This is a genomic window from Nocardia sp. Tas62D01 (assembly GCF_055232035.1).
In genome coordinates this window covers 3,549,848-3,575,999 of sequence record NZ_JBUYUZ010000001.1, presented here as the reverse complement: position 1 = coordinate 3,575,999, position 26,152 = coordinate 3,549,848, and the positions used below count along the sequence as shown (strand labels likewise).

Annotated in this window: 20 protein-coding genes; 15 read left to right on the top strand and 5 right to left on the bottom strand. The window is 66.4% G+C overall.

What is annotated here, in order from left to right:
• Window positions 1–165: 165 nt before the first annotated feature.
• A complete protein-coding gene (locus ACV7NQ_RS17310) occupies window positions 166–1,161 on the top strand; it encodes a glycosyltransferase (protein ID WP_463360619.1) in 996 nt (331 codons plus the stop codon).
• Entirely contained in the window at window positions 1,158–2,816 is a 1,659-nt protein-coding gene (locus ACV7NQ_RS17305) for a DUF2142 domain-containing protein (RefSeq protein WP_463360618.1), read from the top strand. Before ACV7NQ_RS17310 ends, ACV7NQ_RS17305 begins: the two co-directional genes overlap by 4 nt.
• 199 nt (window positions 2,817–3,015) lie before the next feature.
• On the opposite strand, the gene rfbB is transcribed toward ACV7NQ_RS17305, so the two are convergent.
• The gene (gene rfbB / locus ACV7NQ_RS17300) at window positions 3,016–4,029 is read right to left on the bottom strand and encodes a dTDP-glucose 4,6-dehydratase (protein WP_463360617.1); all 1,014 of its coding nucleotides are present in this window, start codon (window positions 4,027–4,029) and stop codon (window positions 3,016–3,018) included.
• A 304-nt stretch (window positions 4,030–4,333) separates the two neighbouring features.
• On the opposite strand from rfbB, the gene ACV7NQ_RS17295 reads away from it, so the two are divergent.
• Together ACV7NQ_RS17295 and ACV7NQ_RS17290 are read left to right on the top strand one after the other, a co-directional pair.
• On the top strand, window positions 4,334–5,044 hold the full coding sequence (locus ACV7NQ_RS17295) for a hypothetical protein (RefSeq protein WP_463360616.1): 711 nt from the start codon (window positions 4,334–4,336) through the stop codon (window positions 5,042–5,044).
• Window positions 5,045–5,219: 175 nt separating this feature from the next.
• Window positions 5,220–5,939 carry a hypothetical protein gene (locus tag ACV7NQ_RS17290; protein WP_463360615.1) on the top strand — a complete coding sequence of 240 codons (720 nt, stop codon included), beginning with the start codon at window positions 5,220–5,222 and terminating at the stop codon, window positions 5,937–5,939.
• Window positions 5,940–6,120: 181 nt separating this feature from the next.
• Here ACV7NQ_RS17290 and ACV7NQ_RS17285 read toward each other — a convergent pair whose 3' ends face one another.
• The gene (locus ACV7NQ_RS17285) at window positions 6,121–7,113 is read right to left on the bottom strand and encodes an alpha/beta hydrolase (RefSeq protein WP_463360614.1); all 993 of its coding nucleotides are present in this window, start codon (window positions 7,111–7,113) and stop codon (window positions 6,121–6,123) included.
• A 223-nt stretch (window positions 7,114–7,336) separates the two neighbouring features.
• Here ACV7NQ_RS17285 and rfbA point away from each other — a divergent pair, with 223 nt between their 5' ends.
• From rfbA to ACV7NQ_RS17270, 3 genes are all read left to right on the top strand, one after another.
• Window positions 7,337–8,209, top strand: a complete 873-nt coding sequence (rfbA, locus tag ACV7NQ_RS17280) for a glucose-1-phosphate thymidylyltransferase RfbA (RefSeq protein WP_463360613.1) — start codon at window positions 7,337–7,339, stop codon at window positions 8,207–8,209.
• 2 nt (window positions 8,210–8,211) lie between these two features.
• Window positions 8,212–8,760: a dTDP-4-dehydrorhamnose 3,5-epimerase family protein gene (locus ACV7NQ_RS17275; protein ID WP_463360612.1), complete on the top strand. Its 549-nt coding sequence runs from the start codon at window positions 8,212–8,214 to the stop codon at window positions 8,758–8,760.
• Between the two features lie 116 nt (window positions 8,761–8,876).
• Window positions 8,877–9,305, top strand: a complete 429-nt coding sequence (locus tag ACV7NQ_RS17270) for a MarR family winged helix-turn-helix transcriptional regulator (protein ID WP_463360611.1) — start codon at window positions 8,877–8,879, stop codon at window positions 9,303–9,305.
• A 14-nt stretch (window positions 9,306–9,319) separates the two neighbouring features.
• Here the strand turns inward: ACV7NQ_RS17270 and ACV7NQ_RS17265 are convergent, their stop codons facing one another.
• Window positions 9,320–10,195 carry a helix-turn-helix domain-containing protein gene (locus ACV7NQ_RS17265; RefSeq protein WP_463360610.1) on the bottom strand — a complete coding sequence of 292 codons (876 nt, stop codon included), beginning with the start codon at window positions 10,193–10,195 and terminating at the stop codon, window positions 9,320–9,322.
• A 198-nt stretch (window positions 10,196–10,393) separates the two neighbouring features.
• Window positions 10,394–10,939: a DUF4282 domain-containing protein gene (locus ACV7NQ_RS17260; RefSeq protein ID WP_463360609.1), complete on the bottom strand. Its 546-nt coding sequence runs from the start codon at window positions 10,937–10,939 to the stop codon at window positions 10,394–10,396.
• A 287-nt stretch (window positions 10,940–11,226) separates the two neighbouring features.
• On the opposite strand from ACV7NQ_RS17260, the gene ACV7NQ_RS17255 reads away from it, so the two are divergent.
• The 3 genes from ACV7NQ_RS17255 to ACV7NQ_RS17245 all read left to right on the top strand — a co-directional run bounded on the left by ACV7NQ_RS17255 (window position 11,227) and on the right by ACV7NQ_RS17245 (window position 14,937).
• Window positions 11,227–11,718 carry a hypothetical protein gene (locus tag ACV7NQ_RS17255; RefSeq protein ID WP_463360608.1) on the top strand — a complete coding sequence of 164 codons (492 nt, stop codon included), beginning with the start codon at window positions 11,227–11,229 and terminating at the stop codon, window positions 11,716–11,718.
• 165 nt (window positions 11,719–11,883) lie between these two features.
• On the top strand, window positions 11,884–14,073 hold the full coding sequence (locus tag ACV7NQ_RS17250) for a molybdopterin-dependent oxidoreductase (RefSeq protein WP_463360607.1): 2,190 nt from the start codon (window positions 11,884–11,886) through the stop codon (window positions 14,071–14,073).
• Between the two features lie 231 nt (window positions 14,074–14,304).
• Window positions 14,305–14,937: a pyridoxamine 5'-phosphate oxidase family protein gene (locus ACV7NQ_RS17245; protein WP_463360606.1), complete on the top strand. Its 633-nt coding sequence runs from the start codon at window positions 14,305–14,307 to the stop codon at window positions 14,935–14,937.
• A 72-nt stretch (window positions 14,938–15,009) separates the two neighbouring features.
• Here the strand turns inward: ACV7NQ_RS17245 and ACV7NQ_RS17240 are convergent, their stop codons facing one another.
• Entirely contained in the window at window positions 15,010–15,468 is a 459-nt protein-coding gene (locus ACV7NQ_RS17240; RefSeq protein WP_463360605.1) for a GtrA family protein, read from the bottom strand.
• Between the two features lie 134 nt (window positions 15,469–15,602).
• Between ACV7NQ_RS17240 and ACV7NQ_RS17235 the strand changes: the two genes are divergently transcribed.
• The 5 genes from ACV7NQ_RS17235 (at window position 15,603) to ACV7NQ_RS17215 (ending at window position 26,099) form a co-directional block, all read left to right on the top strand.
• Complete coding sequence (locus tag ACV7NQ_RS17235; RefSeq protein ID WP_463360604.1) at window positions 15,603–17,060, top strand: FAD-binding oxidoreductase; 1,458 nt, start codon at window positions 15,603–15,605, stop codon at window positions 17,058–17,060.
• Complete coding sequence (locus ACV7NQ_RS17230) at window positions 17,057–17,836, top strand: decaprenylphospho-beta-D-erythro-pentofuranosid-2-ulose 2-reductase (protein ID WP_463360603.1); 780 nt, start codon at window positions 17,057–17,059, stop codon at window positions 17,834–17,836. Before ACV7NQ_RS17235 ends, ACV7NQ_RS17230 begins: the two co-directional genes overlap by 4 nt.
• Before the next feature lie 426 nt (window positions 17,837–18,262).
• Entirely contained in the window at window positions 18,263–20,398 is a 2,136-nt protein-coding gene (locus ACV7NQ_RS17225) for a galactan 5-O-arabinofuranosyltransferase (RefSeq protein ID WP_463360602.1), read from the top strand.
• A gap of 343 nt (window positions 20,399–20,741) precedes the next feature.
• Entirely contained in the window at window positions 20,742–22,607 is a 1,866-nt protein-coding gene (locus ACV7NQ_RS17220; RefSeq protein ID WP_463360601.1) for a glycosyl transferase, read from the top strand.
• Between the two features lie 27 nt (window positions 22,608–22,634).
• On the top strand, window positions 22,635–26,099 hold the full coding sequence (locus tag ACV7NQ_RS17215) for an arabinosyltransferase domain-containing protein (protein ID WP_463365707.1): 3,465 nt from the start codon (window positions 22,635–22,637) through the stop codon (window positions 26,097–26,099).
• The last annotated feature ends 53 nt before the right edge of the window (window positions 26,100–26,152 follow it).

Here is a 26,152-nt window from a genome sequence, read left to right as displayed (position 1 = left end):
GCCTTCGCTCGGCACGGCGCAGTGCGATAGACGGACTGCGTCCGGCCGCGCCCCTGATGCTCAGCGAACCGAGCGGGCAATCTTTACCGAGTGCGCGCTGGGCCGCACAGCCCTGTACCCTCCCGGTGTTCCCATTCACACTGCCGACCTCGAGGATTGACCCGGGTGGACTCCACCGAGCTTCGTATCGCCGCCGTGGTCCCGTGCCATAACGAAGAGGCCTCGGTGGCGAAGGTCGTCGCCGACCTGCAGGCTGCCGTGCCGGGAATCGTCGTTTATGTCTACGACAACCTGAGCACCGACAAGACGGCCGAACGCGCCCGCGCCGCCGGTGCGATCGTGCGCCACGAATACACCAAGGGCAAGGGCAACGTAGTGCGCCGCGCTTTCGCCGATATCGAGGCGGATGTCTATCTGATGATCGACGGCGACGACACCTATGAGGCGTCGGCCGCGCCGCTGATGATCAAGACGCTGCTGGATGGCCCGTACGACCACGTGCTCGGTGTCCGCAGGCAGGAGCAGGAAGGCTCGTCGGCGTACCGCACAGGCCACGAGACCGGCAACCGGGTGCTCAACGGCGTCGTCGGAAAAGTGTTCGGCGAGAACGTCGAAGACATGCTCAGCGGCTTCCGGGTGTTCTCGCGCCGATTCGTGAAGAGCTTCCCCGCCGTGTCGCGGGAGTTCGAGATCGAGACCGAGCTGACGGTGCACTCGCTGCACCTGCGGGTGCCGCAGACCGCGGTCCCGGTCGGCTTCCGTGATCGGCCCGCGGGCAGCGAAAGCAAACTGCGCACCTATCACGACGGGTTCAAGATCCTCGCGCTGATCATCGGCCTGGCCAGGCACGAGCGGCCGGTCGCCTTCTACGGCTTGTTCGGCGCGCTGAGCTGGCTGGTCTCGATCATCCTGACCATCCCGATCGTCATCGAGTTCTACAACACTCACGAGGTGCCGCGCTTTCCCACGCTGTTCCTCGGCTTCACCCTGCTGCTGCTCGGCAGCCTCGCCTGGACCGCGGGCCTGATCCTCGACGGCATCCGCCGCTCCCGGCACGAGGCTTCCCGGTTGGTCTACCTGCGGTACTCGGCCGTCAGCGCGGACGACCCGCACCCAAACGCAAACGGCGGTGACGCGGATACCGGTGGAGCCGACCGGTGACCACCTCCGCCGATCGGACCACGACGGAATCCGCCGACGCAGGGCCGAGCCCGGCCCCCGCCCTCGACAAGCCGGTGGGCTCGGATAACGGTGCCGCCCAAGCGAAGTCGTCTCCCGTCACCACGGATCCGACGTCCAGCTCGCTGCGCTCGGTGCGTCGACCAGGGCAGCGCATCGTGACGCGCTTCGGCGCCGCGACGGTCGCGTTCACCATCGTCGCCACCCTGTTCGGGGCGCTGTTCGCCGTTGTCACGCCGCCGTTCTGGGGCCATGACGAGATCACCCAGTTCGGTCGCGCCTATCAGGTCGCGCACGGCGGATTCGTGCCCGAGCGGATCAAGGACGGTCGCGGCATCTCCTACGGCGGCGACGTGCCGGCCAGCATCACCATCCTGATGGGCTACGCCCTGCACGACTACACCATCAACCCCGAAGAGCCGGGCGCGATGGTGGACGATCCCGGTGGCTACCGCCGGCTGGGCGGCGCTGCGGTCTCCTCGACCACCGAACCGATCTGGTTCACCAATACTGCCGCCTACTCGCCGGTTCCGTACGTCCCTGCCGCCATCGGTATTCGACTTGCCGACCTGTTCGGCCTCGATGTCGGCGGCTTGATCACGCTGACCCGCCTGGTCGGACTGCTCGGCTATCTCGTCGTCGTCGGCTTCGGCCTGTACGCGCTGCGCGCGCACCGGGTGCAGTGGCTGGCGTTCACGGTTGCGGTGCTGCCGATCGCGGTGTTCCAGGCGGGCACGGTCACCGCGGACACGATGACCAACGCGCTGGCCATCCTGGTGTCCGCCCTCCTGGTCAAGGCGCTGTTCCTCGGCGACGGGCTCGGGAGGTTGGAAACGGCCGCGCTGCTGAGCTCGACCATCCTGCTGCCGATCAGCAAGCCGACCTATGTGCTGCTGGCGATGCTGGTCGTGGTGGTGCCCGCGCATCGGCTCGGGTTCGGGCGGTGGCGCAACGACCCGGACATCGAGCGCGGCGACTCGCGAATCGGCTGGCAGCGGTGGATCCCGTTGGGATTCGCGGTGGCGGGCCTGCTGGTCTTCGCGGCCTGGATGAAGGTCGCCGCGCCGACCGGCGACGGCATGGGCCTGATGCGGCCACAGCCCCAATGGAACTCGGTGAAGCCCAGCGAGCAGCTGCACGGAATCATCGCCGACCCACTGCATTTCGTGAACGTGTTCGGCGAGAGCATCGCGCTGCGGGACCAGCGATGGTTCAGTCAGTTCTTCGGTGAGCTCGGCTTCGCCTACATCGATGTGCCCGCCTTCTCGATGCTGGCCTGCCTGCTCGCATTCGCGGTGAGCGTGGGGATCGCGGATCGGATGAACACGGACACCGCCACGTTCCGGCGCACCCTGATCGTCGCGCTCACCGTGGCCGCCAGCGTCGCGATGATCTACGTGACGCTGTACATGTCGTTCACGCCGATCGGCTACTACATCATCGACGGCGTGCAGGGCCGCTACTTCGTCCCGCTGGCGATCGTCGGACTGGCGGTGCTGCTGCGGTGGATGCCATTGCGGCTCACCAACTCCGACGGCAAGACGCCGACGCGGGGCCCGGCGATCACCATCATCGCGGCCACCTCGATCGCCCTCATCGCCGCGCTGTGGAAGTACTACTCGATCGTCTGGGGCTGACGGCTTGCCGGGCAATAGGGCCGACAAGAAATATCGGGAACCACGCCTCCGTTGTCGATCAAGACCATCTACGAAAAGTACTGGTAATCACCGCGCCGGTGGCGATCGGTGCTGCGATCCAGTACATCACCACCATCAACCAGCCGTTCACGCCCGCCAAGTAGGCGGTAGCACAACGGAATACGAGAAACTACTCAGGTCACCGGGTGGGGCTGATCTCGGTTTCGCCGGCGGCGGCGTACGCGCGCTCGGTCAGCGCCTTGTGCGGGCGCCACCAGGATTCGTTGTCGCGGTACCACCGGATGGTCGCGGCCAGCCCGGACCGGAAGTCGCGGTAGCGCGGGGTCCAGCCGAGCTCGGTGCGCAGCAGCGTCGCATCGATCGCGTAGCGCTGGTCGTGACCAGCCCGGTCGGTGACGTGATCGAAATCGTCGGGGTCGCGGTCGAATGCCTCCAGGATCATCCGCACCACCGACTTGTTGTCGAGTTCACCGTCGGCGCCGATCAGATAGGTCTGCCCGATCCGGCCGTGGTCGAGGATGTTCCACACCGCCCGGTTGTGGTCGTCGACATGGATCCAGTCGCGCACCTGATGCCCGGCGCCGTAGAGCCGCGGCCGCACCCCATCGATCAGGTTGGTGATCTGGCGCGGAATGAACTTCTCCACGTGCTGATAGGGCCCATAGTTGTTGCTGCAGTTGGAGATCGTGGCCCGGACGCCGAACGAGCGGGTCCAGGCGCGTACCAGTAGATCACTGGAGGCCTTGGTCGCCGAGTAGGGGCTCGACGGGCTGTAGGCGGTGGTCTCGTCGAACGGGGCGCCGTCGGTTGTGAGATCGCCGTAGACCTCGTCGGTGGAGACGTGGTGGTAGCGCACCTCATGGCGGCGCACCGCTTGCAGCAGCGAGTAGGTGCCGACAATATTGGTCTGCACGAAAGGCCACGGATCGGCAAGGGAGTTGTCGTTGTGCGATTCGGCGGCGAAATGAACGACGGCATCGACACCGCTGACGAGCTCGTCGACCAGATCGAGATCGGCGATATCACCATGCACGAAGTCGACACGGTCGGCCACCGGGTCGAGCGATGCGCGATTGCCCGCGTAGGTGAGGGCGTCAAGGACGGTTACCGTAGCGTCGGGGCGTTCGGCCACGGTCTGCTGGACGAAATTCGCACCGATGAATCCGGCACCGCCGGTTACGAGCAATCGCACCCCACGACACTACGTCCACCGATCGGGCCGCCGGTGGCCGAGGCCCTTCGCCGAGCCGGGAGGCGCTTCCAGAGGTTCACTCTGTGAGATTTGTCTCAAATCAAGCGGAGACCGCAAGACGACCAGTCTGGTTCTCTAGGAAAAACCCTAGTCGGCACCTACATTTCCGGCATCCCACCGTGCAGCAAGTCTCGATGGTGAACAAAAGTTGAATAAACGGTCACAAAGGGTTCACCACTCGTTAGCTGGTCTAGATTTCGATGGTCTAGTCCCCTACGAACGCTTCACACTGAGGTCCAAACAAATGCTGATGAGGAAATTCGCCGCTACGTCGGCACTGCTGATCGCCGCCATGGGCGTCACCGCGGGCACCGTCAACGCGCAACCGGCGGCCCCGGCCGCCGACGCCCCGATCAACTTCACCGCCAAGACCACCGACAACTCGTCGATCATCACCACCGACTCGGGCTCGCTGGTTGTCGAGGACAACGCACTGAAGATCAAGGCGGCCAACGGCAACGTGGTCGCGGGCACCCCGCTGTCCCTGCGCATCGACGACTTCGAGTTCCCAATCGCCGCCGACATCTCCGGCCGCACCGCGACGCTCACCCCGCAGATCGACCCGGCCAAGGCGGTCTACAAGCCGGTCGCGCTGCCCTTCGAGGACACCGCACCGTGGAAGACCCCCTACGACCGTGAGCAGGCTGCCTGGAACCGCCTGAAGGACACCATCGCCACGGGCGCCACCGTCGGCACCCTCATCGGCGGCCTCAGTGGCGGGGTCCTCGGCTGTGTGCTCGGCGGCATCGCCGGCGCGACCGTCGCCGCTGCGACCATCGTCGGCCTGTTCGGTGCGTTCCTGCCCGCCGCGGCCATCGGCTGCATCGGCGGCATCATCGCCGTCGGCGCGATCGGCACCCTGGCCGGCCAGATCTTCATCACCGCCCCGGTGGCGATCGGTGCTGCGATCCAGTACTTCACCACCATCAACCAGCCGTTCACGCCCGCCAAGTAAATCGCGCGTACTTCTCCACAACTGAACTCGCATAACTGAAAAGCGGGCCAGAAAACCCGCCCCGGGCTATCGACTGGGCGGGTTTTCTGCCGCCGGGCCGAGTTACTGAATATTTGCGAACCAAGTTTCGGTCACTCCACCCGCTCAAAGCGCACCTGATAGAGGACCACACCACATGATTATCAAGAAGTTTGCTGCAACCTCGGCGCTACTAATCGCCGCCATCGGCGTCACCGCGGGCACCGTCAACGCGGCACCGGCGGCTCCGGCCGCCGACGCCCCGATCAACTTCACTGCCCAATCCACCGACACGTCGTCGATCATCACGACCGACTCGGGCTCGATCGTCGTCGAGGACGGCGCCTTGAAGATCAAGGCCGCCAACGGCAACGTTGTCGCGGGCACCCCGCTGCACCTGCGCATCGACGACTTCGAGTTCCCGATCGCCGCCGACATCTCCGGCCGCACCGCGACGCTCACCCCGCAGATCGACCCGGCCAAGGCGGTCTACAAGCCGGTCGCGCTGCCCTTCGAGAACACGGCGCCCTGGAAGTCGGACTTCGACCGTGAGCAGGCCGCCTTCAACCGCCTGAGGGACACGATCAGCACGGGCGCCACCGTCGCCACCCTGGTCGGCGGCCTCGGCGGCGCGGCCCTCGGCTGCGTGCTCGGCGGCATCGCCGGCGCGACCGTCGCCGCTGCGACCATCGTCGGCCTGTTCGGTGCGTTCCTGCCCGCCGCGGTGATCGGCTGCATCGGCGGCATCGTCGCCGTCGGCGCGATCGGCACCCTGGCCGGTCAGATCTTCATCAGCGCGCCGGTGGCGATCGGTGCGGCGATCCAGTACATCACCACCATCAATCAGCCGTCCATTCGGCCGGCTCCGGCCAAGTAGCACGGTATCGCGGCCGATAGTCGAAGCCGCGCAACCAGATACAACGCAACCCCGTTCGGCGCTCAGCCGGGCGGGGTTGCCTGTTTCCGACCGCAGGTTGTCCATCGATGGCCACGCCAGCACACAATGAACCCCGTCCCGGAACTCCGGGACGGGGTTCGACTCGTCCGGCCGACCGTGATCAGGCCGTCCGAGCCTGCTCCGGCTGCTCGAGGCGAGCGCGGACGAACCGGGAGACCCGGGCCAGCGCCGCCCTACCCTCGGGCAGGTTCGGGAAGATGCTCATGAACGCGTGCACCTGGCCGCGCCACAGCTCCAGCGAGTGCGGCACACCCGCCGCGGTGAGCCGCTGCGCCATCAGTTCGCAGTCGTAGCGCAGCACCTCGTCTTCGGCGGCGATCAGCAGCACCGGCGGCAGGCTCGCCAGTGCGCCGTTGACCGGTGACAGCATCGGGTCGAGTCTGCGGTCGACCTCCGCACCGATCCGCACGACCGCCCGCAACGCCGAGAGCGGAATATAAGGATCACGCACCACATTGACGTAGTCCCGCTTGGCCGCATAGTCCAGATCGAGCAGCGGGCTCAGTCCGATCAGGCCGGCGGGGCTGGGCAGCCCGAGTTCGATCGCACGCAGCGCGGTGGCGAAGGCCAGATAGCCGCCCGCCGAGTCGCCCGCGAAGACGATGCGCGCCGGATCGGCGCCGTGCCGCAGCAGCCAGCGGTAGGCGTTCAGGCAATCGTCGACCGATTGCGTGATGCTCTGCGCGGGCAGTTGCCGGTAGTCGACATTCACCACCGGCAGCCCGGTGCGCCTGGCCAGGCTGGCCGCGACCGGACGATGGGTACGCAGCCCGCAGACGGCGAACCCGCCGCCGTGCATGTACAGCACCGCACCATGCCGCAGCGCCCGTGAGCCGCCCGCCGGTCGCACGATCTCCATCCGGAAACCGTTCAGCGCCACCTGTTCCCGATCGATCCCCCGCGGCTCCGGCCGCAGCCGCGCCAGGGTGTCGATCGCGACGGCGCCGATGGGAATGGTCGCGCGGGTGATCGGCGCCACCCGCAAAGCCGGTCGCAGCACCCCGAGGCACGTTGCCAACAGCACCCGCGACGGTGCGCTCAGACCATTCGGATTCATCACCACACCGGGCTCGCCGACTCTGATCGCTGACATAGCGCACCTACCTCACAACTGGCGCGCCGAACCCGACCGGAGGTTCTCAGGCGAGTTGTCGACGCTGACATCTCACACAGTGATATTTCAGAAGACCACGCGAACATGACCTACGCAACATAAATCGTCCGACGCGCCCGGTCACCAAACGTTCGTGATCAATTTGTGGGCGAGTCGGAACCTCCCCGACTCCGAGCGGGGCGAAGCTGGCAGACTCCTCGGCATGCGCGGAATCATCTTGGCGGGCGGCACCGGTTCGCGGCTGCACCCGATCACGCGCGGGGTGAGCAAGCAGCTGGTCCCGGTCTACGACAAACCGATGGTCTACTACCCGCTGTCCACGCTGATGCTCGCGGGCATCAGGGACATCCTGGTGATCACCACCCCGGAGGATGCCGCCGCGTTCGCCCGGCTGCTCGGCGACGGCGCCCAATTCGGTCTGTCCATCAGCTATGTGGTCCAGTCCGAGCCGGACGGGCTGGCCAAGGCGTTCGTGCTCGGCGCCGACCACATCGGCACCGACAGCGCGGCATTGGTGCTAGGCGACAACATCTTCCACGGGCCAGGACTGGGCACCAGCCTCAGCCGCTTCAGCGGGATCGGCGGCGGCGCGGTCTTCGCGTACTGGGTGTCGGACCCGACCGCCTACGGCGTCGTCGAATTCACCGAGGGGCGCGCGGTGTCGATCGAGGAGAAGCCGAAGGCGCCGCGCTCCAACTACGCCATCCCCGGGCTGTATTTCTATGACAACGACGTGGTGGAGATCGCGCGCACGCTGCGGCCCTCCGCACGCGGCGAATACGAGATCACCGACATCAATCTGGCCTACCTGGAACAGGACCGACTGCAGGTCGACGTATTGGCCCGCGGCACCGCGTGGTTGGACACCGGCACCTTCGATTCGCTGCTGGACGCCGCCAACTACGTGCGCACCATCGAGCAACGACAGGGCCTGAAAATCGGTGTGCCCGAAGAGGTCGCGTGGCGAATGGGCTTCATCGACGATGAAAAGCTGTGCACGCTTGCCGAACCACTGGTCCGCTCGGGTTACGGCAGCTACCTGCTCGACCTGCTCGAGCGCGGGCGGGACTGGTGAGCATGGAGTTCCGTGAACTCGCCGTGCCCGGCGCCTGGGTGATCACGCCGCGCCAATTCGGCGACGACCGCGGCATGTTCCTCGAATCGTTCAAGGCCTCCGAGTTCGAAAAGGTGACCGGCCGCCCGTTCGACCTGCGTCAGGTCAACTGCTCGGTCTCCGCCGCCGGCGTGCTGCGCGGCGTCCACTACACCGAGGATCCGCCGGGCCAGGCGAAATACGTAACCTGCGTGCACGGCGCCTTCCTCGACGTGGTCGTCGACCTGCGCCCCGGCTCCTCCACCTACGGTCGCTGGGACAGCGTGGTGCTCGACGATGTCGACCGCCGCTCGGTATTCTTGTCCGAAGGCCTCGGCCACGCCATCCTCTCGCTGGCAGATCACTCCACCGTCACCTACCTGTGCTCACTCGAATACACCCCCGAATTCGACAGGGACATCGACGCTTTCGATCCCCAACTCGGCATCGAGTGGCCGACCGTCGGCCGCGACGGCAACCGACTCACCTACGTCCGCTCACCCAAAGACGCTGCCGCCCCGCCGTTTTCCTAACGCTCGCGCGCAGAAATCGTACGTAAAAGCCGAACGTAACATTACATGCAGCCACATTAAATGCGGACACAACTAATGCACTTGCATTGATGTCCGATGGCCACTAGGATGAGGCCATGTCGAAGGTGGCGACTCCAGACGTAGCCCGGCGCACCGTCGCGCCGACCGGGCTGGTGGGCGAGTGGCGCGAGTTGCTCGACCGGCACGCGGCGGTGAGTTGCGCACTCGAAAAAGCGCTACAGGGTCAGCACGATATCGGCCTCAGCGAGTTCGAGACGCTGGACCGGTTGATCGACGCGGCTTGCGGAAATTACCGGATGAGCGATCTGGCTCATGACATCTATCTGAGCCAGAGCGCTCTCTCGCGCGCCGTGGCCCGGCTGGAACGCGACGGTCTGGTCTCGCGCAGCATGTGCGCCGAAGACCGCCGCGCGATTTTCGTCTGCCTCACCGAGAAGGGCCGCGAGGTTTATGAGAAGGCCCTGCCGACCCATCGCGCGGTCCTCGCGCAGACGTGGGACAGCGGCAAGATCTGCACCATGTAGGCAAGAGCGCGGATTTACAGCGCCGAGCGCGCTTCCTCGATGGCTGCGCGCGCGTCCACGGCCGCGGCCTTGATGCTCACGAAAGCCTTTCGGTACCGGTCGATTTCCTGGTCCTTGTCCAGGTAGATCGGTCCGGTGAACGCCTCCAGGTAGACGACCGGCGGTTCGGCCAACTTGCCTGCTGCGACTTCGGCGAAATCGAGTAGCACGAACCGGCCGGAGTCCATGCCGTCGTGATAGCCGGAACCCGATGGCGCCACCTGGATTCGCACATTGGGCAGGTCGCACATGCGCCGCAGGTGGTCGAGCTGTTCGACAGTCACGTCGGTGCCGCCGAGGCGGCGCCACAGCAATCCCTCGCTGATCACCACGTCCAGCTGCAACGGCCCATCACCGCGAGTGACCAACGCCTGCCTTGCCATGCGCAGCTGCACCCTGCGGTCGATTTCGGCGGCGGGCACCTCCGGGCGCGCCGCCGTCAGTAGCGCGCGGGCATACGCCTCGGTCTGCAGCAGTCCCGGGACCAGCTCGTTCTCATAGGTGGACAGCAGCCGGGCGGCCTCCTCCAGCCCGATATACACATCGAAACCCTCGGCGATCACGTCGCTATAGCCGGTCCACCAACCCCTGGCCCTCGTCTCCCTGGCCAGTGCGGTCAGCGGCTCGACGAGCTCGCTCGGCGCACCGTAGATCTTGCACATCGCCTCGACGTCCAGGCTGCGCAACGAGGTCTGACCGGTCTCGATCCGCCAGATCTTCGCTTCGGACCATTCGAGCTGCTGGGCGGCCATCCTGGTGGTCATCCTGGCTCGATTGCGCAGATCGCGCAGGTGTCGGCCGAGCTGCCTGCGGGGCATGGTCGAACCGGTGGTCCCGTGCGGTAAAGCCATGCTTCCCCCTCGTGCCGTGCGTCGGACTCACTCGCGAGCCCCCGTGCTCGCGAGTACGACGCTCCCTACTGGATATCCGGACAGCATTGTTTCACAACAAAACTCGCAGCAGTCACCGTATGTGTCACAGATACGCCACCGGCGCAGTAACGCCGAATACGTTCAACCCGTTGCGGTTGCGGCAATTCAGTTCAGTTGCTACTTGCGCGATCCGCCCTTGCGGAAGCGCCAGAACTGCACCGCACGAACGTCTTCCGAAAGCTGGTTGACCGGCTCCGCGACATCCGACAGCGCCTGGAACAGATCGACGGCCAGATCACTGATGTGCTCCACCCGGGTGGCCAGCCGGGACGCGTTCTCCACGAATTCCAGCAGCAGACGAACCACGGCCGCGATGGTCAGCCCGAGCGGGACCGCGATCAGCGCGGCCAGCACGCCGAGCACCGCCGAGACCTGCCACATCAGCACGGTGATCGCGATCGGTATGCCGACCGCGAAGGCCAGCCCGAGCATGTAGGCCAGCGGCAGCAGCGTCCGTGTCGCCGGATGGTGGAATTGCACATCGAGCAGTCCGCGCGCCGCCTCGACGCTCCATCGACCGAAGGCGCGCGGGCTCTCGAAGGGCTCGGCGGGCTCTTCCGCCGTGGTGGGAGTGCGGGCGAACCGCTCCTTCCACGCGTTCCAGCGCGATTCGGTCTCGAACTCATCCGAATCCGGCGCCGGGCCGTTGGATTCATCGGTCATGCCGGAATCCTTCCCGTCTTTCACCAGCTGAGCCAGCCGGATCATTCGGCGCCGACCCGTCCACAGCAATGTCCCAGCTGGGACTCAGCCGCGCACCAGTTCAGTGGCCGAAAGTTACCCTGCGAGACCGGGAAAGCAACCCTGCGAGACCGATAGCAGCAAGACGCCGGGTGAGACGAATCCAACACTCGCGAAGAACTTTTGGACAACCCGTAACGCTCAGGCAGCCCGCCGCCGATACGACCCATGTATGCAGGACCCAGATCATCGGGGAATGGAGAAAGACAGTGCGCACCACGTTTCCGACTTCCGTCTCGGCGGCAGCAGTCACTGCCGCTGCGCAGGACTACATCCAGCGCGGGTGGACGATCGCCGAAACGGCCAACGGGATCAGCCTGATCACCGATGCCGACCTTTCGGGCATCGAGGTCAGCGGCGAACTGGCCGGCGACGTGCGCCGGTTTCTGCGCGCGAACAGCCTGTCCGGTCCGGTGATCGAGATCCCGGGCGCCGAGCGTCGCGAGATCCATCTGGTCACCGGCCTGCGTAAGGCCGCGATGGCCCTGGAGGCGCTGCGCGAGGCAGGCGCCACCATCCACACCGACGGCGCGGGCATCCCGCTGCCGCCCACCCAGCTCATGGCTGGATCGGCGTGCTGGGGTATCGCGCCGAGCGAGGCTCGCTGGATCCCGCCGGTAGTCGCGATCAGCGCGGCCGTCCGGTCGGCGACCTCACGCAAGCGCGCGCAGCGCACGCAGCTCACCAGCGTCGCCTGCTGAACGACACCTGCACGTAGGGCAGGGTCCTGCACTACTCGGCCCACAGTGACCGATACCCGGAATCCGAGGTATCGGTCATTTCGCGTTGCCGAGCTACCCGGGTACTGCGGAAATCCGTGGGTTCGTTCCTGTTTGACTCGGCGGTTCGGCGCGCGATGATGGGGTATGGCCCCGATCACCGATGCGTCCCGGACGCTACTGCGCACCTGCCCGTTATGTGAGGCGGTGTGCGGACTCGAAGTCACGCTCGATGCGAACGACCAGGTGACCTCGGTCCGCGGGGATCGCGAGGATCCGTTCAGCAAGGGTTTCATCTGCCCCAAGGGGGCCAGCTTCGGGCATTTGGACGGGGATCCGGACCGGCTGACCGAACCGATGATCCGCGACCGCGCGACCGATACGTGGCGCTCCGCGTCCTGGACCGAGGCGTTCGATCTCATCGCCGAGCGCTTCCCTGCGATCGTGGCCGAGCACGGAAACCAGGCCGCGGCACTGTATCTCGGCAATCCGAACGCGCACACAGTGGCGGGCGCGCTGTACCTGCCGGTGCTGATCCGCGCGCTCGGCACCAAGAACCTCTATTCCGCCAGCACCGCCGACCAGATGCCCAAGCAGGTGGCCAGCGGGCTTATGTTCGGCGACCCGCTAACCGTGCCGGTGCCGGATCTGGACCGCACCGACTATCTGCTCATGCTCGGCGCGAATCCGCTGGAATCGAACGGATCTCTGTGCACCGCACCGGATTTCCCCGGCAGGCTCAAGGCGCTGCGCAACCGGGGCGGTCGATTCGTCGTGGTCGATCCTCGGGTCACCCGGACCGCGAAGCTGGCCGACGAGCACCTGTTCATCCAGCCGGGCAGTGATGCCTATCTGCTGTTCGGGATCGTGCACACGCTGTTCACGCGGGAGCTGACCGACGTGCGCGTCGAGGTGACCGGGCTGGACGAGGTGCGCGCGGCCGCCGCGGAATTCACCCCGGAGGTGGTCGCGGCCCGAACCGGTGTGCCCGCCGAGACCGTAATCCGGCTGGCCCAGGAACTGGCGGCGGCCCCGACCGCCGCGGTGTACGCGCGAATCGGAACGTGCACGGCCGAATTCGGCACGCTGACGCAGTGGCTCGTCGAGGTGATCAACGTGCTGACCGGCAACCTGGACTCCCCCGGCGGCGCCATGTTCGCCCATGCGGCAGCCGGAGGCATCACCCGCACCAGGCCGTTCCGCACCGGTCGCTGGGCCAGCCGCGTGCGCGGACTGCCCGAGGCGATGGGCGAACTGCCGGTGGCCACCCTGGCCGACGAGATCAGCACACCGGGCGACGGGCAGGTTCGCGCGCTGGTCACGGTCGCGGGAAACCCGGTGCTGTCCGCGCCGAGCGGATTCCGGCTGGATACGGCCTTCGCGGAGCTGGACTTCATGGTCAGCGTCGATCGATACCTGAACGAAACCACCCGGCACGCCGATGTGATCCTGCCGCCGCCGCGACCCGTGCAGTCGCCGCACTACGATTTCGCGCTGCTGCAGTTCGCGGTCCACAACTACGCCCGCTATTCGCCGCCGTTGGTGCCGCTGGGCGACCGTCCCTCCGAGGCCGGGATCATGGCCCGCCTCGCCGCGGCGCTCACCGGCACACCGCACGATGACGCCGACGGGCAAGACCCGTTGACCGCCGTGGACGAGCTGATCATCGCGGGCACGCTGCACAAGGCCGGGATGCCGCAGCGACGGCCGGAACTGATCGGCGCGAACAGCACCGAGCAGCGCATCGACATGATGCTGCGCCTCGGGCCCTTCGGCGAGTGGAACAGCGGCACCCTCAACCTGCAAGTGCTGCTGGACAATCCGCACGGCGTCGACCTCGGTCCGCTGAAGCCGAAACTGCCGGGGAACCTGCGCACGGAATCCAAGCGGGTAGAACTCGCGCCGCAGCCGCTGCTCGACGACGTGGTCAGGCTGCGGGCCCGGCTCGCCGATGCCGCGCCGGACGTCGTGCTGATCGGACGCCGCCAATTGCGGTCCAACAATAGCTGGATGCATAACATCCCGACGCTGGTCGGCGGGTCGAATAAGTGCACGCTGCATATCAATCCGGCCGACGTGGCGCGGCTCGGACTCGGCGACAACGCGGTGGTGAAGTCCGCCGCGGGGGCGTTGACGGTGCCGCTGGAGCCGACCGAGGCGATCATGCCGGGGGTGGTGAGCCTGCCCCATGGGTGGGGTCACACCGACAGCACCCAAACCGTCGCCAGGGAGCACGCCGGGGTCAATGCGAATGTACTGACCGATGATTCGGTGGTCGACGTGCCGTCGGGCAATGCCGTGTTCAACGGCGTCCCGGTGACGCTGACCCCGGCCTGAGGGGTGCTCGACACGAGACCTAAAATGATCCGAGCGGATTTATAATCCGCGCCGGTCGACTCGTGGCAAATTCGCGGAGACCTTTGCGCTAATTAGGCATTCGATGCGTTCTCAACATGGATTTTGAAGATTCGCTCGGCGAAACCTATTAAGATGGACAGGATTTCGGTTTAGTCGCGGTTCAGCGTCGAACCTCGAAGAGCCGGACTCCGGCTACCAGAGAGGGCGCAGATGCCCGGTACACATTGTGGCAGTGATGGTGAGCACGAGCTACAAGACAGGTACGGTTCGCAGGACAGAGCCGAGCGCTTCTATGAAGACCAGGTGCTCGACCAGCTGAACCCCACGATGATCGAATTCATCGGCCGGATGGATATGGCGTTCATAGCCACCTCCGACAAGCACGGAGAATGCGACTCCAGCTTCCGCGCCGGTGTCCCCGGATTCATGCACGTGATCGATGAGCGCACGATCGCCTACCCCGAATACCGCGGCAACGGTGTCATGGCCAGCCTCGGCAACATCCTGGAGAACCCCCACGTCGGCATCCTGCTCATCGATGTCGTCCGCGATCTGATCGGCCTGCACATCAACGGCTCGGCCCAGATCGTGGACGACACCGTGCTGCGCCACTCCGTCACCAACCTGCCACAGGGCCACAGAGGCCGCGCCGCCGAACGCTGGGTCGTCGTCGATGTCGAAGAGGCCTACATCCACTGCCGCAAACACATTCCGCATCTGGTGCCCGCCGCCCGAGAGCAGCGCGACTGGGGCACCGACAACACCCGCGCCAAGGGCGGCGACTACTTCGGCGCCAAAGCCCGGTCCCGCGAGCCCGCCGAGCCGACGCCGATTCGGAACTGATCGACCGCTCCCGACTCAACCAACCAGGTGCGAGTCTTACGAGCGCCGTTCGCGGCGCCGCAGGGCCGCGAATCAGACTCCGATTTTGAAGATGACCACGCGCTGGACGATGAAGTTGATGACCGTCGCGGTGCCCTGGGCCACGCAGAACGCCAGCGGCAGCCGCCACCACTGATCGGGCAGCGCGTGGTACATCACCCAGTTCAGGCCGACCTGCACCGCGAAGGTGACCGCGTAGAGCGCGATCACCGCGATGAAACGGGCCCGGCTCGGCGGCGCCTTGAAGGTCCAGCGGCGGTTGATCAAATAGGCGGTCGTGGTGCCCGCGATGAAGCTGATCGCCTTCGCGACGTTGAACGGCAGTCCGACGACCTTGAACAGGAACGCGTACAACCCGAAGTCGACGATGGCCGACAGCCCGCCGGTGAGGGCGAAGCGGATGATCTGCGTCTTCAACTCGACTTCGGTACCACCCGGCTCGTCGACCAACGGCAACTCGGCCGGGAGCGGGAGATGGGGTTCGGCATGCACGCGATGAGCGTAGCGGGACGAGCGGGGTGTTGCGGCCGTCGGTAAGCGCTTCTGCGGGCAAAGCCATAGCTCCCATACTGGGGAGTACGGCGACGCCGACCGGATGTCCGGCTATGCATGTAGCCTCTATGCCGATGTCCACGAAAGCTCCGACCGCCGCCACCACCGGTATCGACTCCGGCACTACCCCCGATGATGCGTTCGCTCTGCCGACACGCACTCGGGCGTTGACCGGGTGGGGTCGCACCGCACCAACTTCCTCCGAGGTCCTCTCGACCAGCGATCCCGAACTGATCGCCAAGGCTGTCGCCATGGTCGCCGAGGACAACGACAGCAAGCCCGCACATTTGCGCCGCGGCGTGATCGCGCGTGGACTGGGCCGCTCCTACGGCGACCACGCCCAGAATGCCGGCGGCCTTGTCGTCGACATGACGGCGCTGCACCGCATCCACCGCATCGACGGCGACACCCATATCGTCGATGTCGACGGCGGGGTCAGCCTGGATCAGCTGATGAAGGCCGCGCTGCCGTTCGGGCTGTGGGTCCCGGTGCTCCCCGGCACTCGTCAGGTGACGATCGGCGGCGCCATCGCCTCCGACATCCACGGCAAGAACCACCACAGCGAGGGCAGCTTCGGCAACCACGTGCGCTCGATCGATCTGCTCACCGCCGACGGGCAGGTGCAGCACGTCACACCGAAGCGCAACGCCAAGCTGTTCTGGGCGACCGTCGGCGGCAACGGCCTCACCGGCATCATCCTGCGCGCGACCGTCGAGATGGCGGTCACCGAGACCGCGTACTTCCTCAACGACGGCGTCAAGACCACAACCCTCGACGAGACGATCGCGGCGCACAGCGATGGCAGCGAAGCCGACTACACCTACTCGAGCGCGTGGTTCGACGTGATCAGCCCGCTGCCGAAGCTCGGCCGCGCCACCATCACCCGCGGTCGCCTGGCGAAGCTCGACGAGCTGCCCAGGAAGCTGCAGCGCAAGCCGCTGAAATTCGATGCGCCCCAGCTCATGACGGTTCCGGATATCTTCCCGAACTGGACCATGAACAAGGTGACGCTGATGTCCATCGGCGAAGCGTACTACCGGATGGGCGGCAACTACACCGGCAAGGTGCAGAATCTGACGCAGTTCTACCACCCGCTGGACATGATCGCGGAGTGGAACCGTGGCTACGGATCCAATGGATTCCTGCAGTACCAGTTCGTGGTGCCGACCGAGGCGGTCGAGGAATTCAAGCGCATCATCATCGACATCCAGGCCTCCGGCCACTACTCGGCGCTGAATGTTTTCAAGCTGTTCGGGCCGGGTAATCAAGCGCCGCTGAGCTTCCCGATGCCGGGCTGGAACATCTGCGTCGACTTCCCGATCAAGCCGGGTCTGAACGAACTGGTCGGCGAGCTGGACAAGCGGGTGATGAAGTTCGGCGGGCGGCTGTACACCGCGAAGGACTCGCGCACCACGGCGGCGGCTTTCCACAAGATGTACCCGCGGATCGACGAGTGGATCAAGGTCCGCCGGAGTGTCGATCCCACAGGCGTTTTCATGTCCGATATGGCGAGAAGGCTGGAGCTCCAGTGATTAATGCCGTAGGCAACCCGCAGACCATCCTGCTGCTGGGCGGTACCTCGGAAATCGGCTTGGCGATCTGCGCCGAGTACCTGAAGAAGGGTCCGGCGCGGATCATTCTCGCCGCGCTGCCCGGTGACCCGCTGCGTGAGTCCGCGGTCGCCGAGATGAAGTCGGCGGGCGCGAGCAGCGCCGACGTCATCGACTTCGATGCTCTGGACACCGACAGTCACCCGAAGGTGATCGACGCGGCCTGGGACGGCGGCGACGTGGATGTCGCCATCGTCGCCTTCGGCCTGCTCGGCGACGCCGAGGAGCTGTGGCAGAACCAGCGCAAGGCCGTGCAGATCGCCGAAATCAATTACACCGCAGCGGTTTCCGTCGGCGTGCTGATCGGCGAGAAGATGAAGGCGCAGGGCTTCGGGCGGATCATCGCCATGTCCTCGGCCGCCGGTGAGCGGGTGCGACGCTCGAACTTCGTCTACGGCTCCACCAAGGCCGGCCTGGACGGCTTCTACCTCGGCCTCGGCGAGGCGCTGCGCCCCTTCGGCCCGCGTGTGCTGGTCATCCGCCCCGGCCAGGTTCGCACCCGGACCACACTCGAGCACTGGAAGTCCGCAGGCGTCAAGGAAGCCCCGCTCACCGTCGACAAGGAAGATGTTGCAGCGCTTGCGGTTTCGGCGTCGCAGAAGGGCAAGGAGCTCATCTGGGCGCCCGGCGCCTTCCGCTACTTAATGATGATCCTGCGCCACATCCCGCGCCCGATCTTCCGCAAGCTGCCCATCTGATTTCCCCGAGCCGCACCCGGACTGTCCGCGCATGCCCTGCGTTGGACGGCGCGGGTGCGGCCGGTTTCTTTCATGGGTGAGTGGCCACCGATACGATGCGATCGAGCTGCGGCAGACGCCGCCCGGACCAGGGCAGCGTTGCGGAGGACGCATCGAGGGACTGATCGCGTGGTGAACCTCTACTCCGGAGACGGCCGCGCAAACAGTGCACCACGCTCGCACCGGTCGATCGGCACGCTCCGGCACCCTGCTGGTGCGGGCGGCCGGGCGGCGTGGCAAGTTCGGAGCCGACCATGATCACGGCCGACCTGAATACGGAGGCGTAGTGCGAGTGAGCGGATACCAGCGTGCAACTCGCCGCAACGAGCGCGGCGGCCACCGGCGAGCGCTCGAACCGCAGGCGGGGCGGCACATCACGGACGGAGCATGCCGTTGAGCACTGCAACCGCGGAGCACGCCCACTCGCCCGTGCCTGTGTCGGGCCGAACAGCAGTGCTGGCCCGGCACATCGGCACCGGGTTGGGCGAGGCGGTGCTGGCCGCTGCGGTCGCCGCGATTGTGGCAGCCGTCGGGTTGGTGGCGTTCTCGATGGTGCAGTGGCCCGCGTTCAACTCATCCAATGTGACGCGCGCGCTCACCACCGTCGGACAGGTCGTCGCCGTGGTGATGCTGGCGGTGACAATCGGGCTCATTCGCACTCGGCGGTGGCCTTGGATGGCGAAACTGCTGTCGTGGGTGGGGATTTCGACGTTTGTCACTTTTACCCTCGGCATGCCGCTGGCCGCTACCAAGCTGTATCTGTTCGGTGTCTCGGTCGATCAGGAGTTCCGCACCGAGTATCTGACACGCCTCACCGACAGCGCGGCGCTGCACGACATGACCTACGCCGACCTGCCGCCGTACTACCCGGCCGGGTGGTTCTGGATCGGTGGACGCGTGGCCAACGTGCTCGGCATGGACGGTTGGGAAGCGTTCAAGCCGTACGCCATCGGATCGCTCGCCGTCGCGGCGGTGATCTCGCTGGTGTTGTGGTCCACGCTGATTCGCGCGGACTTGGCGGTCGGCATCACCGCGGCGATCACGGCGGTCGCGCTGTCCTCCGCCGCACCCGAGGCATACAGCGCTGTCATCGTCATCCTGCTGCCGCCCGCACTCGTGCTCGCCTGGGGTGCGCTGCATCGGCCGCATGAGCGCGGCATCCGGCGCGAATCGGCAGCACGCCATTCGGAGCCGTCGGTCACCGATGCTGCGGTTGCGCAGAGCCACGAATCCGGGGCGAACAGCCCCGCTGTTGTCGGTGGCAGTATCGACTCGGCGGAGCATGACGGCCGAACGGCGGGCGGCTGGGGCGCGGTCATCGGGACGGGGTTGTTCCTCGGCGTGGCGGCCCTGTTCTACACGCTGTATTTCTTGCTCGCGGTGTTCGCGATCGGGCTGATGGGTCTGGTCGCCGCCGGGCTCGCGGTGCGCGAGCAGCGCGCGGCCACGCACCCGAGTCGGTCGGCTGTGGCATCGGCCGACGTCCGGCCGTGGCGTGCGGCGATCCAGCCGCTGGTGCGGTTGGTGGTGATCGGTGCGATCTCCGGGGTGGTCGCGTCGATCTTCTGGCTGCCGTATCTGCTGAAATACCTGCGCGCGACCACCCCGAAGTCGGGCACCGCCCAGCACTACCTGCCCGAATCCGGCGCCGAGTTGCCACTGCCGATGGTGGAGTTCTCGCTGCTGGGTGGGCTGTGTCTGATCGGCACCGCATGGCTGGTGGTGCGGGCCGCGTCGTCGCGGCGGGCGCAGGCGCTCGGTATCGGTGTCGTGGCGATCTACCTGTGGACGCTGCTGTCCATGGCAGCGACGGCCGCGGGAACCACACTGCTGTCGTTCCGACTCGAGCCGATCCTGCAGGTTTTACTGGCCGCAGCCGGAGCGTTCGGATTCGTGGAAGGCGCGCGGGCGGCCTACCAGGCGTTCAACGAACCGGGCCGGTTCCGGCTCGCGGTGATCGTGGTCGCCACCATCGGTGCGCTCGCGTTCACCCAGGACATTCCGCGAGTGCTGGCACCGGAGATCACCACCGCCTACACCGACACCGACGGCAACGGCGAGCGCGCCGACAAGCGCAGTCCATCGGCGGTGTTCTACTACCGCGAGGTGGACGCGGCGCTTTTGGCGCAAACCGGCCGGCCACGCTCGGACTCGGTGGTCCTCACCGCCGACACCAGCTTCCTGTCCTTCTACCCCTACTACGGCTTCCAGGCACTCACCTCGCACTACTCAAATCCGTTGGCGGACTTCGCAGGTCGCGCCGCGACCATCGAGGGTTGGAGCAAGCTGGACTCCTCCACCGCAATGCTCGACGCCCTCGCCGCCACCCCATGGCGCGCACCCGACGCCTTCCTGTTTCGCAGCAGCGGCGACAACTACACCCTCCGCCTGGCCAAGGACGTCTACCCCAACGACCCCAATGTCAAGCGCTACACAGTGAGCTTCCCCAAGAAACTCTTCACCGACCCCCACTTCACCACCACAGACATCGGCCCGTTCACGCTCATCACCACCCACCGGTAGATCAGCAGGTCCGAGAGTTCGTTGCGGTCCTGCCGCGCGCACCCCACCGCGGGGTAGGCGGCGGGCAGCCGGTGTGCCCGCCGGCGACCACAAATGCCGTACGCGCCGCGCGATCGCGGCGCCGCACTCGACGTAGACCGAACGGATCCGCGCGCGGATCGGGTGCGCATCGATGTGTGACTTGTGGAGTAGCAGGGTAAGTCACCGGGGACGTCCAGAACTTGGCCAGATAATCCGCGCAGGAGTTGAGCGCAGGTCTCCCAACGCACGGCTGAACACCCGACAAGCCGCGTTGCGCGGGTGTTCACAGGGTGGTTGGGTACTTTGAACGGCTGATTCGGGCATGGAGGAGAAATTCGTTTTGCAGGTTGAGGCACCGGAAGTTGTAGGCGTCGTATCAGAATCGACACCGAGCAGAGTGCCTTTACCGGGCCGGAAGGCACCCGATAGGAAACGCAGACGGCTGCGGATACGCGTCAGTCGCAGTCATCTGATCGTCGCGGTGGGCTATCTGGCGTTGGCGTTCACGGTGTTGTCGGGGCAGTGGCGGAATACACAGAGTGGGTATCTGATCAAGAGTGGTCAGGACCAGACGATGTGGGAGTGGTTCTTCGCGGTCACGGCGCATTCGGTGGCGCATCTGCAGAATCCGCTCGGGACCGATCTGCAGAATTCCCCGGCGGGCGTGAACATGATGGCCAATACGGCCATGTTCGGGGTGGGGGTGCCGCTTACGCCGATCACGCTGCTGTTCGGTCCGACCGTCACGTTCGTACTTGTGCTCACGCTCGGATTGAGCACCACGGCCTTCGCCTGGTACTGGCTGTTTTCCCGGGAACTCGTCGACTCCAAACTTGCCGCCGCGATCGGCGGCGTGTTCTGCGGATTCGCGCCTGCGATGATCTCGCACGCCAACGCGCATCCGAATTTTGTTGTGCTGCTGCTGCTTCCGATCATTGCGGGATTGCTCATCCGGTTGGCACGGCGCGCACTCAGCGCGGATCCACGGCCGCGCAGGCGCATTCGGGACGCGGTGACCCTCGGCCTGCTGGTCGCCATGCAGATCGCGCTCGGCGAGGAACCGCTGCTGATCTTCGCGCTCGCCTTCGGGCTGTTCGCGGTGGTGTATTACCTCCACGCGCCACGCACCGGTCTACGGGTGCTGCGCGCGCTGATTCCGACGATCGCGCTGGCGGGGGTGATCACCGTGATGCTCACCGAGATTCCGCTGTGGTGGCAGTTTTTCGGGCCGCAGAGCTATCGCTCCATCGACCACGGCCCGATGGGCAACGACCTGAAGGCGATCGTGCAGTTCCCGTCCGAATCGCTGGGCGGCATCTTCGCGCCAGGCCAATACGTGGCCATCAACGAGACCGAACAGAACGCCTACTTCGGCTGGCCACTGCTGCTGTTGGTCGCGGTGACACTGGCACTGCTGTGGCGTGAGCGCGCGGTGCGGGCCGCGGGTGTGGTAATCGCGGTGTTCGGGGTGCTGTCGCTGGGTTCGGTGGCCATGCTCGGCAAGCAATCCACCGGTATCAAGCTGCCATGGCAGTGGGCCGAAAAGGTCCCGTTGCTCAACACCGTGCTGGAAACCCGGCTCACCATGGCGGCCATTCCGGCCATCGCGGTGGTGCTGTCGCTGGTCACCGAGCGCGCGCTCGCATCGTGGCGTCAGTCGGCGGGCGACTGGCGGCCATTGGCCTGGTTCGCCGCGCTGACGTTCGCACTGCTGCCACTGGTCCCGACCATCCTGCCGGTGATCAATCGCCCGCCGACGCCGCAATTCTTCACAGACGGGAAAGTGCGGAACTATGTCAGCGGCGGTTCGGTGGTCATGGTGCCGCCGCCGTGGCCACCCGACGCGCGGGCGCTGCTCTGGCAGGCCGACGCGAACTTCGACTTCCCGCTCGCGGGCGGCTATTTCGTCGGCCCGACCGGCACCACGAAAAAGGGCATCTACGGCCCCGAGATCCGACCCACCGCCGCCCTGCTGGTCCGCGCTCAGGACACCGGCGTCGTGCCCGCCCTCGACGGCGACGCACGCGCACAGGCCCTCGACGACCTTCGATTCTGGCAGGCCGACGTGGTGGTACTGCCCGCCGCCAAGAACGCCGACGTGCTGCGCACGACCATCACGCAACTGCTCGACGCCCCACCGACACGAGTCGATGATGTGTGGCTCTGGGACGTTAGAGCGCTGCGATAGCGGGGGTCATAGGCGACGGTAGCTAGCATCAACTCCGTGCGACCGGACCGATCATCTCGAGCATTCACCCGTAACCGCCTGATCGCCCTCGTCTCCGGGCTTCTCGGATTCGTGCTGGCGCTGCTGACACCGCTGCTACCGGTGGAGCAGGACCAGGCGACGATGGACTGGCCCCAGACCGGCGCCACCAGTGTCGAAGCACCGCTGGTGTCCTATGTGCCACAGCGGTTGAGTACGACCCTGCCGTGCGCGGTCGTGCGGGCGGCCGGGTCGGGCACGGTGCTGTCGACCATCCCGGCCGCGTCGGGGCAGGCGACGGCCAAGGGGTTGGTCGTCTCGGTGACCGACGGGGTGCTCTCGCTGATCCTGCGTGACGTGCCGCTGCTGTCGGCGCCGGTGGCCGAGATCGCGGGATGTGACGCGGTCACGGTCACCTCGACCGCGGCCGGGACCACCGCCGAATTCGTCGGCGCCAAGCGCCAGGACGGTACGCCGTTCCGCAACACCGTGGACCGGGACATCCGACCGCAGGTGGTCGGGGTCTTCACCGATCTGAAAGCCGGACAGTTGGACGGCGCCCGGTTGCACGCCGATATCGACTCGCGTTTCTCCTCCACACCGTCCACGTTGAAGCTTGCCGCGATGATCGCCGCGGCCGTCCTCACCATCGTCGCGCTGATCGCGCTGCATCTGCTGGACAACGCCGACGGCAGGCGCGCCCGCCGCTTCCTGCCCGCGCACTGGTGGCGCTTCACCATCGCCGACGGCGCGATGCTCGGCATCCTGGTGCTGTGGCATTTCATCGGCGCCAACACCTCCGACGACGGCTACATCCTGAATATGGCGCGTGTCTCCGAGCACGCCGGATATATGGCCAACTACTACCGCTGGTTCGGGGTGCCCGAGGCGCCGTTCGGCTGGTCCTACGAGGTACTTGCCTGGATGACACGGGTCTCGGATGCCAGCCCGTGGATGCGGCTGCCCACGCTGGCCGCCGGCGTGGTGTGCTGGCTGGTAATCAGCCGAGAAGTGCTGCCCCGCTTGGGTGCTCGGGTCCGGCGCAACAAGGTCGCGCTGTGGACGGCCGGGCTGGTCTTCCTCGCCTTCTGGCTGCCCTACGACAATGGCCTGCGCCCCGAACCGCTGATCGCCGCGGGCGCACTGCTCACCTGGTGCTCGATCGAACGCGCCATTGCGACGGGTCGGCTGCTGCCGGCGGCGATCGCGGTATTGATCGCGGCGTTCTCGCTGGCCGCCGGGCCGACCGGACTCATCTGCATCGCGGCACTGATCGCCGGTTCCCGGCCGGTGCTGGAGATCATCGTCCGGCGGGCGCGTGATGCGGCGGGCACGCTCGGCGGCGTGCGCCGAGCCGGTGCCGCGGCGAATCTCGCTGCGAGCAAAGCCGAATCGGGCGACGGGGATCCGACTGGGAGCGACGCGTTCTCTGCCGCGGTGCCGGGATCCGACGACGACGCGCAGCAGGCCGGGAATGCGGGCGCCACGGCGGCCGGACGTAGCACCGCTGCCCCTGGGATCGAGCAACCCCCGTCGCGTCTGGGCGCGGTATTCCGGTATCTCGCGCTGCTCGCGCCGGGGCTCGCTGCCGGAACCCTGGTACTGGTAGTGGTTTTCGCCGATCAGACGCTGGCGACGGTGATGGAAGCGACCCGGGTCCGCACCATCATCGGCCCGAACGTGGCCTGGTTCGACGAACGCACGCGCTGGGATTCGCTGCTGATGCTCGCCCCCGACGGTTCGCTGTCGCGGCGGTTCGGTGTGTTGGTCATGCTGCTGTGCCTGCTGGTCTGCGTGCTGCAGGTGCTGCGCAAGGGCCGGATTCCCGGTACCTCGCGTGGGCCGTCGGTACGGATTCTCGGCATCGTCTTCGCGTCACTGCTGCTGATGATGTTCACGCCGACCAAGTGGACACACCACTTCGGCGTGTATGCCGGGCTGGCCGGATCGCTGGCCGCGCTGGCCGCGGTCGCCGTGGGCAGCGAGGGCATTCGCGCGCCACGCAACAGGGCGCTGTTCACTGCCGCGGTGCTGTTTCTGCTGGCGATCACCTTCACCGGCTCCAACGGCTGGTGGTACGTCTCCAGCTACGGCGTGCCGTGGTGGGACAAGGCGCCGCTGATCGCGGGCAAGGGCGTCTCCACGATGTTCCTCGTGCTCAGTGGCGTGGCGCTGATCGTCGCGGTGTGGCTGCACTATCGCGAGCCGTACCTGCGGACGCGCGCCTGCGGCCCCACCCGTTTCGGTCGGTTCGCCTCCGCGCCGCTGACCATAGCCGCGGCGGTGCTGGTGCTGTTCGAGGTGGCCTCGCTGGCCAAGGCGGCCGTCACCCAGTACCCCGCGTATTCCATCGCGAAGTCGAATCTGGACTCGCTGTCGGGCAATACGTGCGCGCTGGCGAACGAGGTGCTGGTGGAGACGGACACCGCGGACTCGCTGCTGCAGCCCTATACCGGATCGCCCGCGGATGGATTGTCCGCGGAATCAAAGGGATTCACGCCCAACGGGGTCGCCGGCGATCTCACCGCCGATGCCGACGAAACGGTGTCGGGCGGCGCGAACTCGGTCAACAGCGGCGCGAAGAACAAGACCACCAATACAACCGGCGCCGGCACCGGTGGCGGCACCAGCGAGCAAGCCGGAATCAACGGCAGCACAGTGGCATTGCCGTTCGGGCTGGATCCGGCGCGGACGCCGGTGCTCGGCAGCTACCAGGAGGGCGAGCAGCAGCAGGCCAAGCTCACCTCGCAGTGGTATCGCCTCGACCTGACCGACAGCATGCGCCACGACCCCGCCTACCAGGTGCTGTCGATCACCGCCGCGGGCCGGATCCGTTCGGTCGACGCGGACGGCGTCGTCACCTACGGTGCGGACCTGCGCCTCGAATATGGAACCCGGGGCACGAACGGCGAGGTGAAGACGCTCGGCTCGGTGACCCCGCTCGACATCGGCCCGGCCCCGTCGTGGCGCAATCTGCGTGTCCCACTGGACCAATTGCCTACCGACGTGAACGCGGTGCGCCTGGTCGCGGTGGACAACGACATCACCCAGAAGCAGTGGCTCGCGGTCACCCCGCCCCGCCTGCCCAAGCTGGCGACCCTGAATTCCGTTGTCGGATCGAATGATCCGGTGCTGCTGGACTGGCACGTCGGCCTCGCCTTCCCCTGCCAGCGCCCCTTCAACCACCACGATGGCGTAGCCGAGGTCCCCAACTGGCGCATCCTGCCCGACCGAGTCGGCTCCGACGCCTCCAACGCCTGGGAGGACGATATCGGCGGCGGCCCGCTCGGCTGGACCGGCCTGCTCCTGAATTCCCAAACCATCCCCACCTACCTCGACCACAACTGGTTCCGAGACTGGGGCTCCCTCGAAAAGTTCACCCCCGACGACAAAACCGCCACCCCCGCCACCATCGGCGTCACCGTCGAACCCCGCAACGGCTGGGCCAAATCCGACCCCATCCGAGTCCAGTGATCGACCGCCGCCCGAGCAGCTACAAGGCAGAACCAGACTTCGCTGTCACCTCT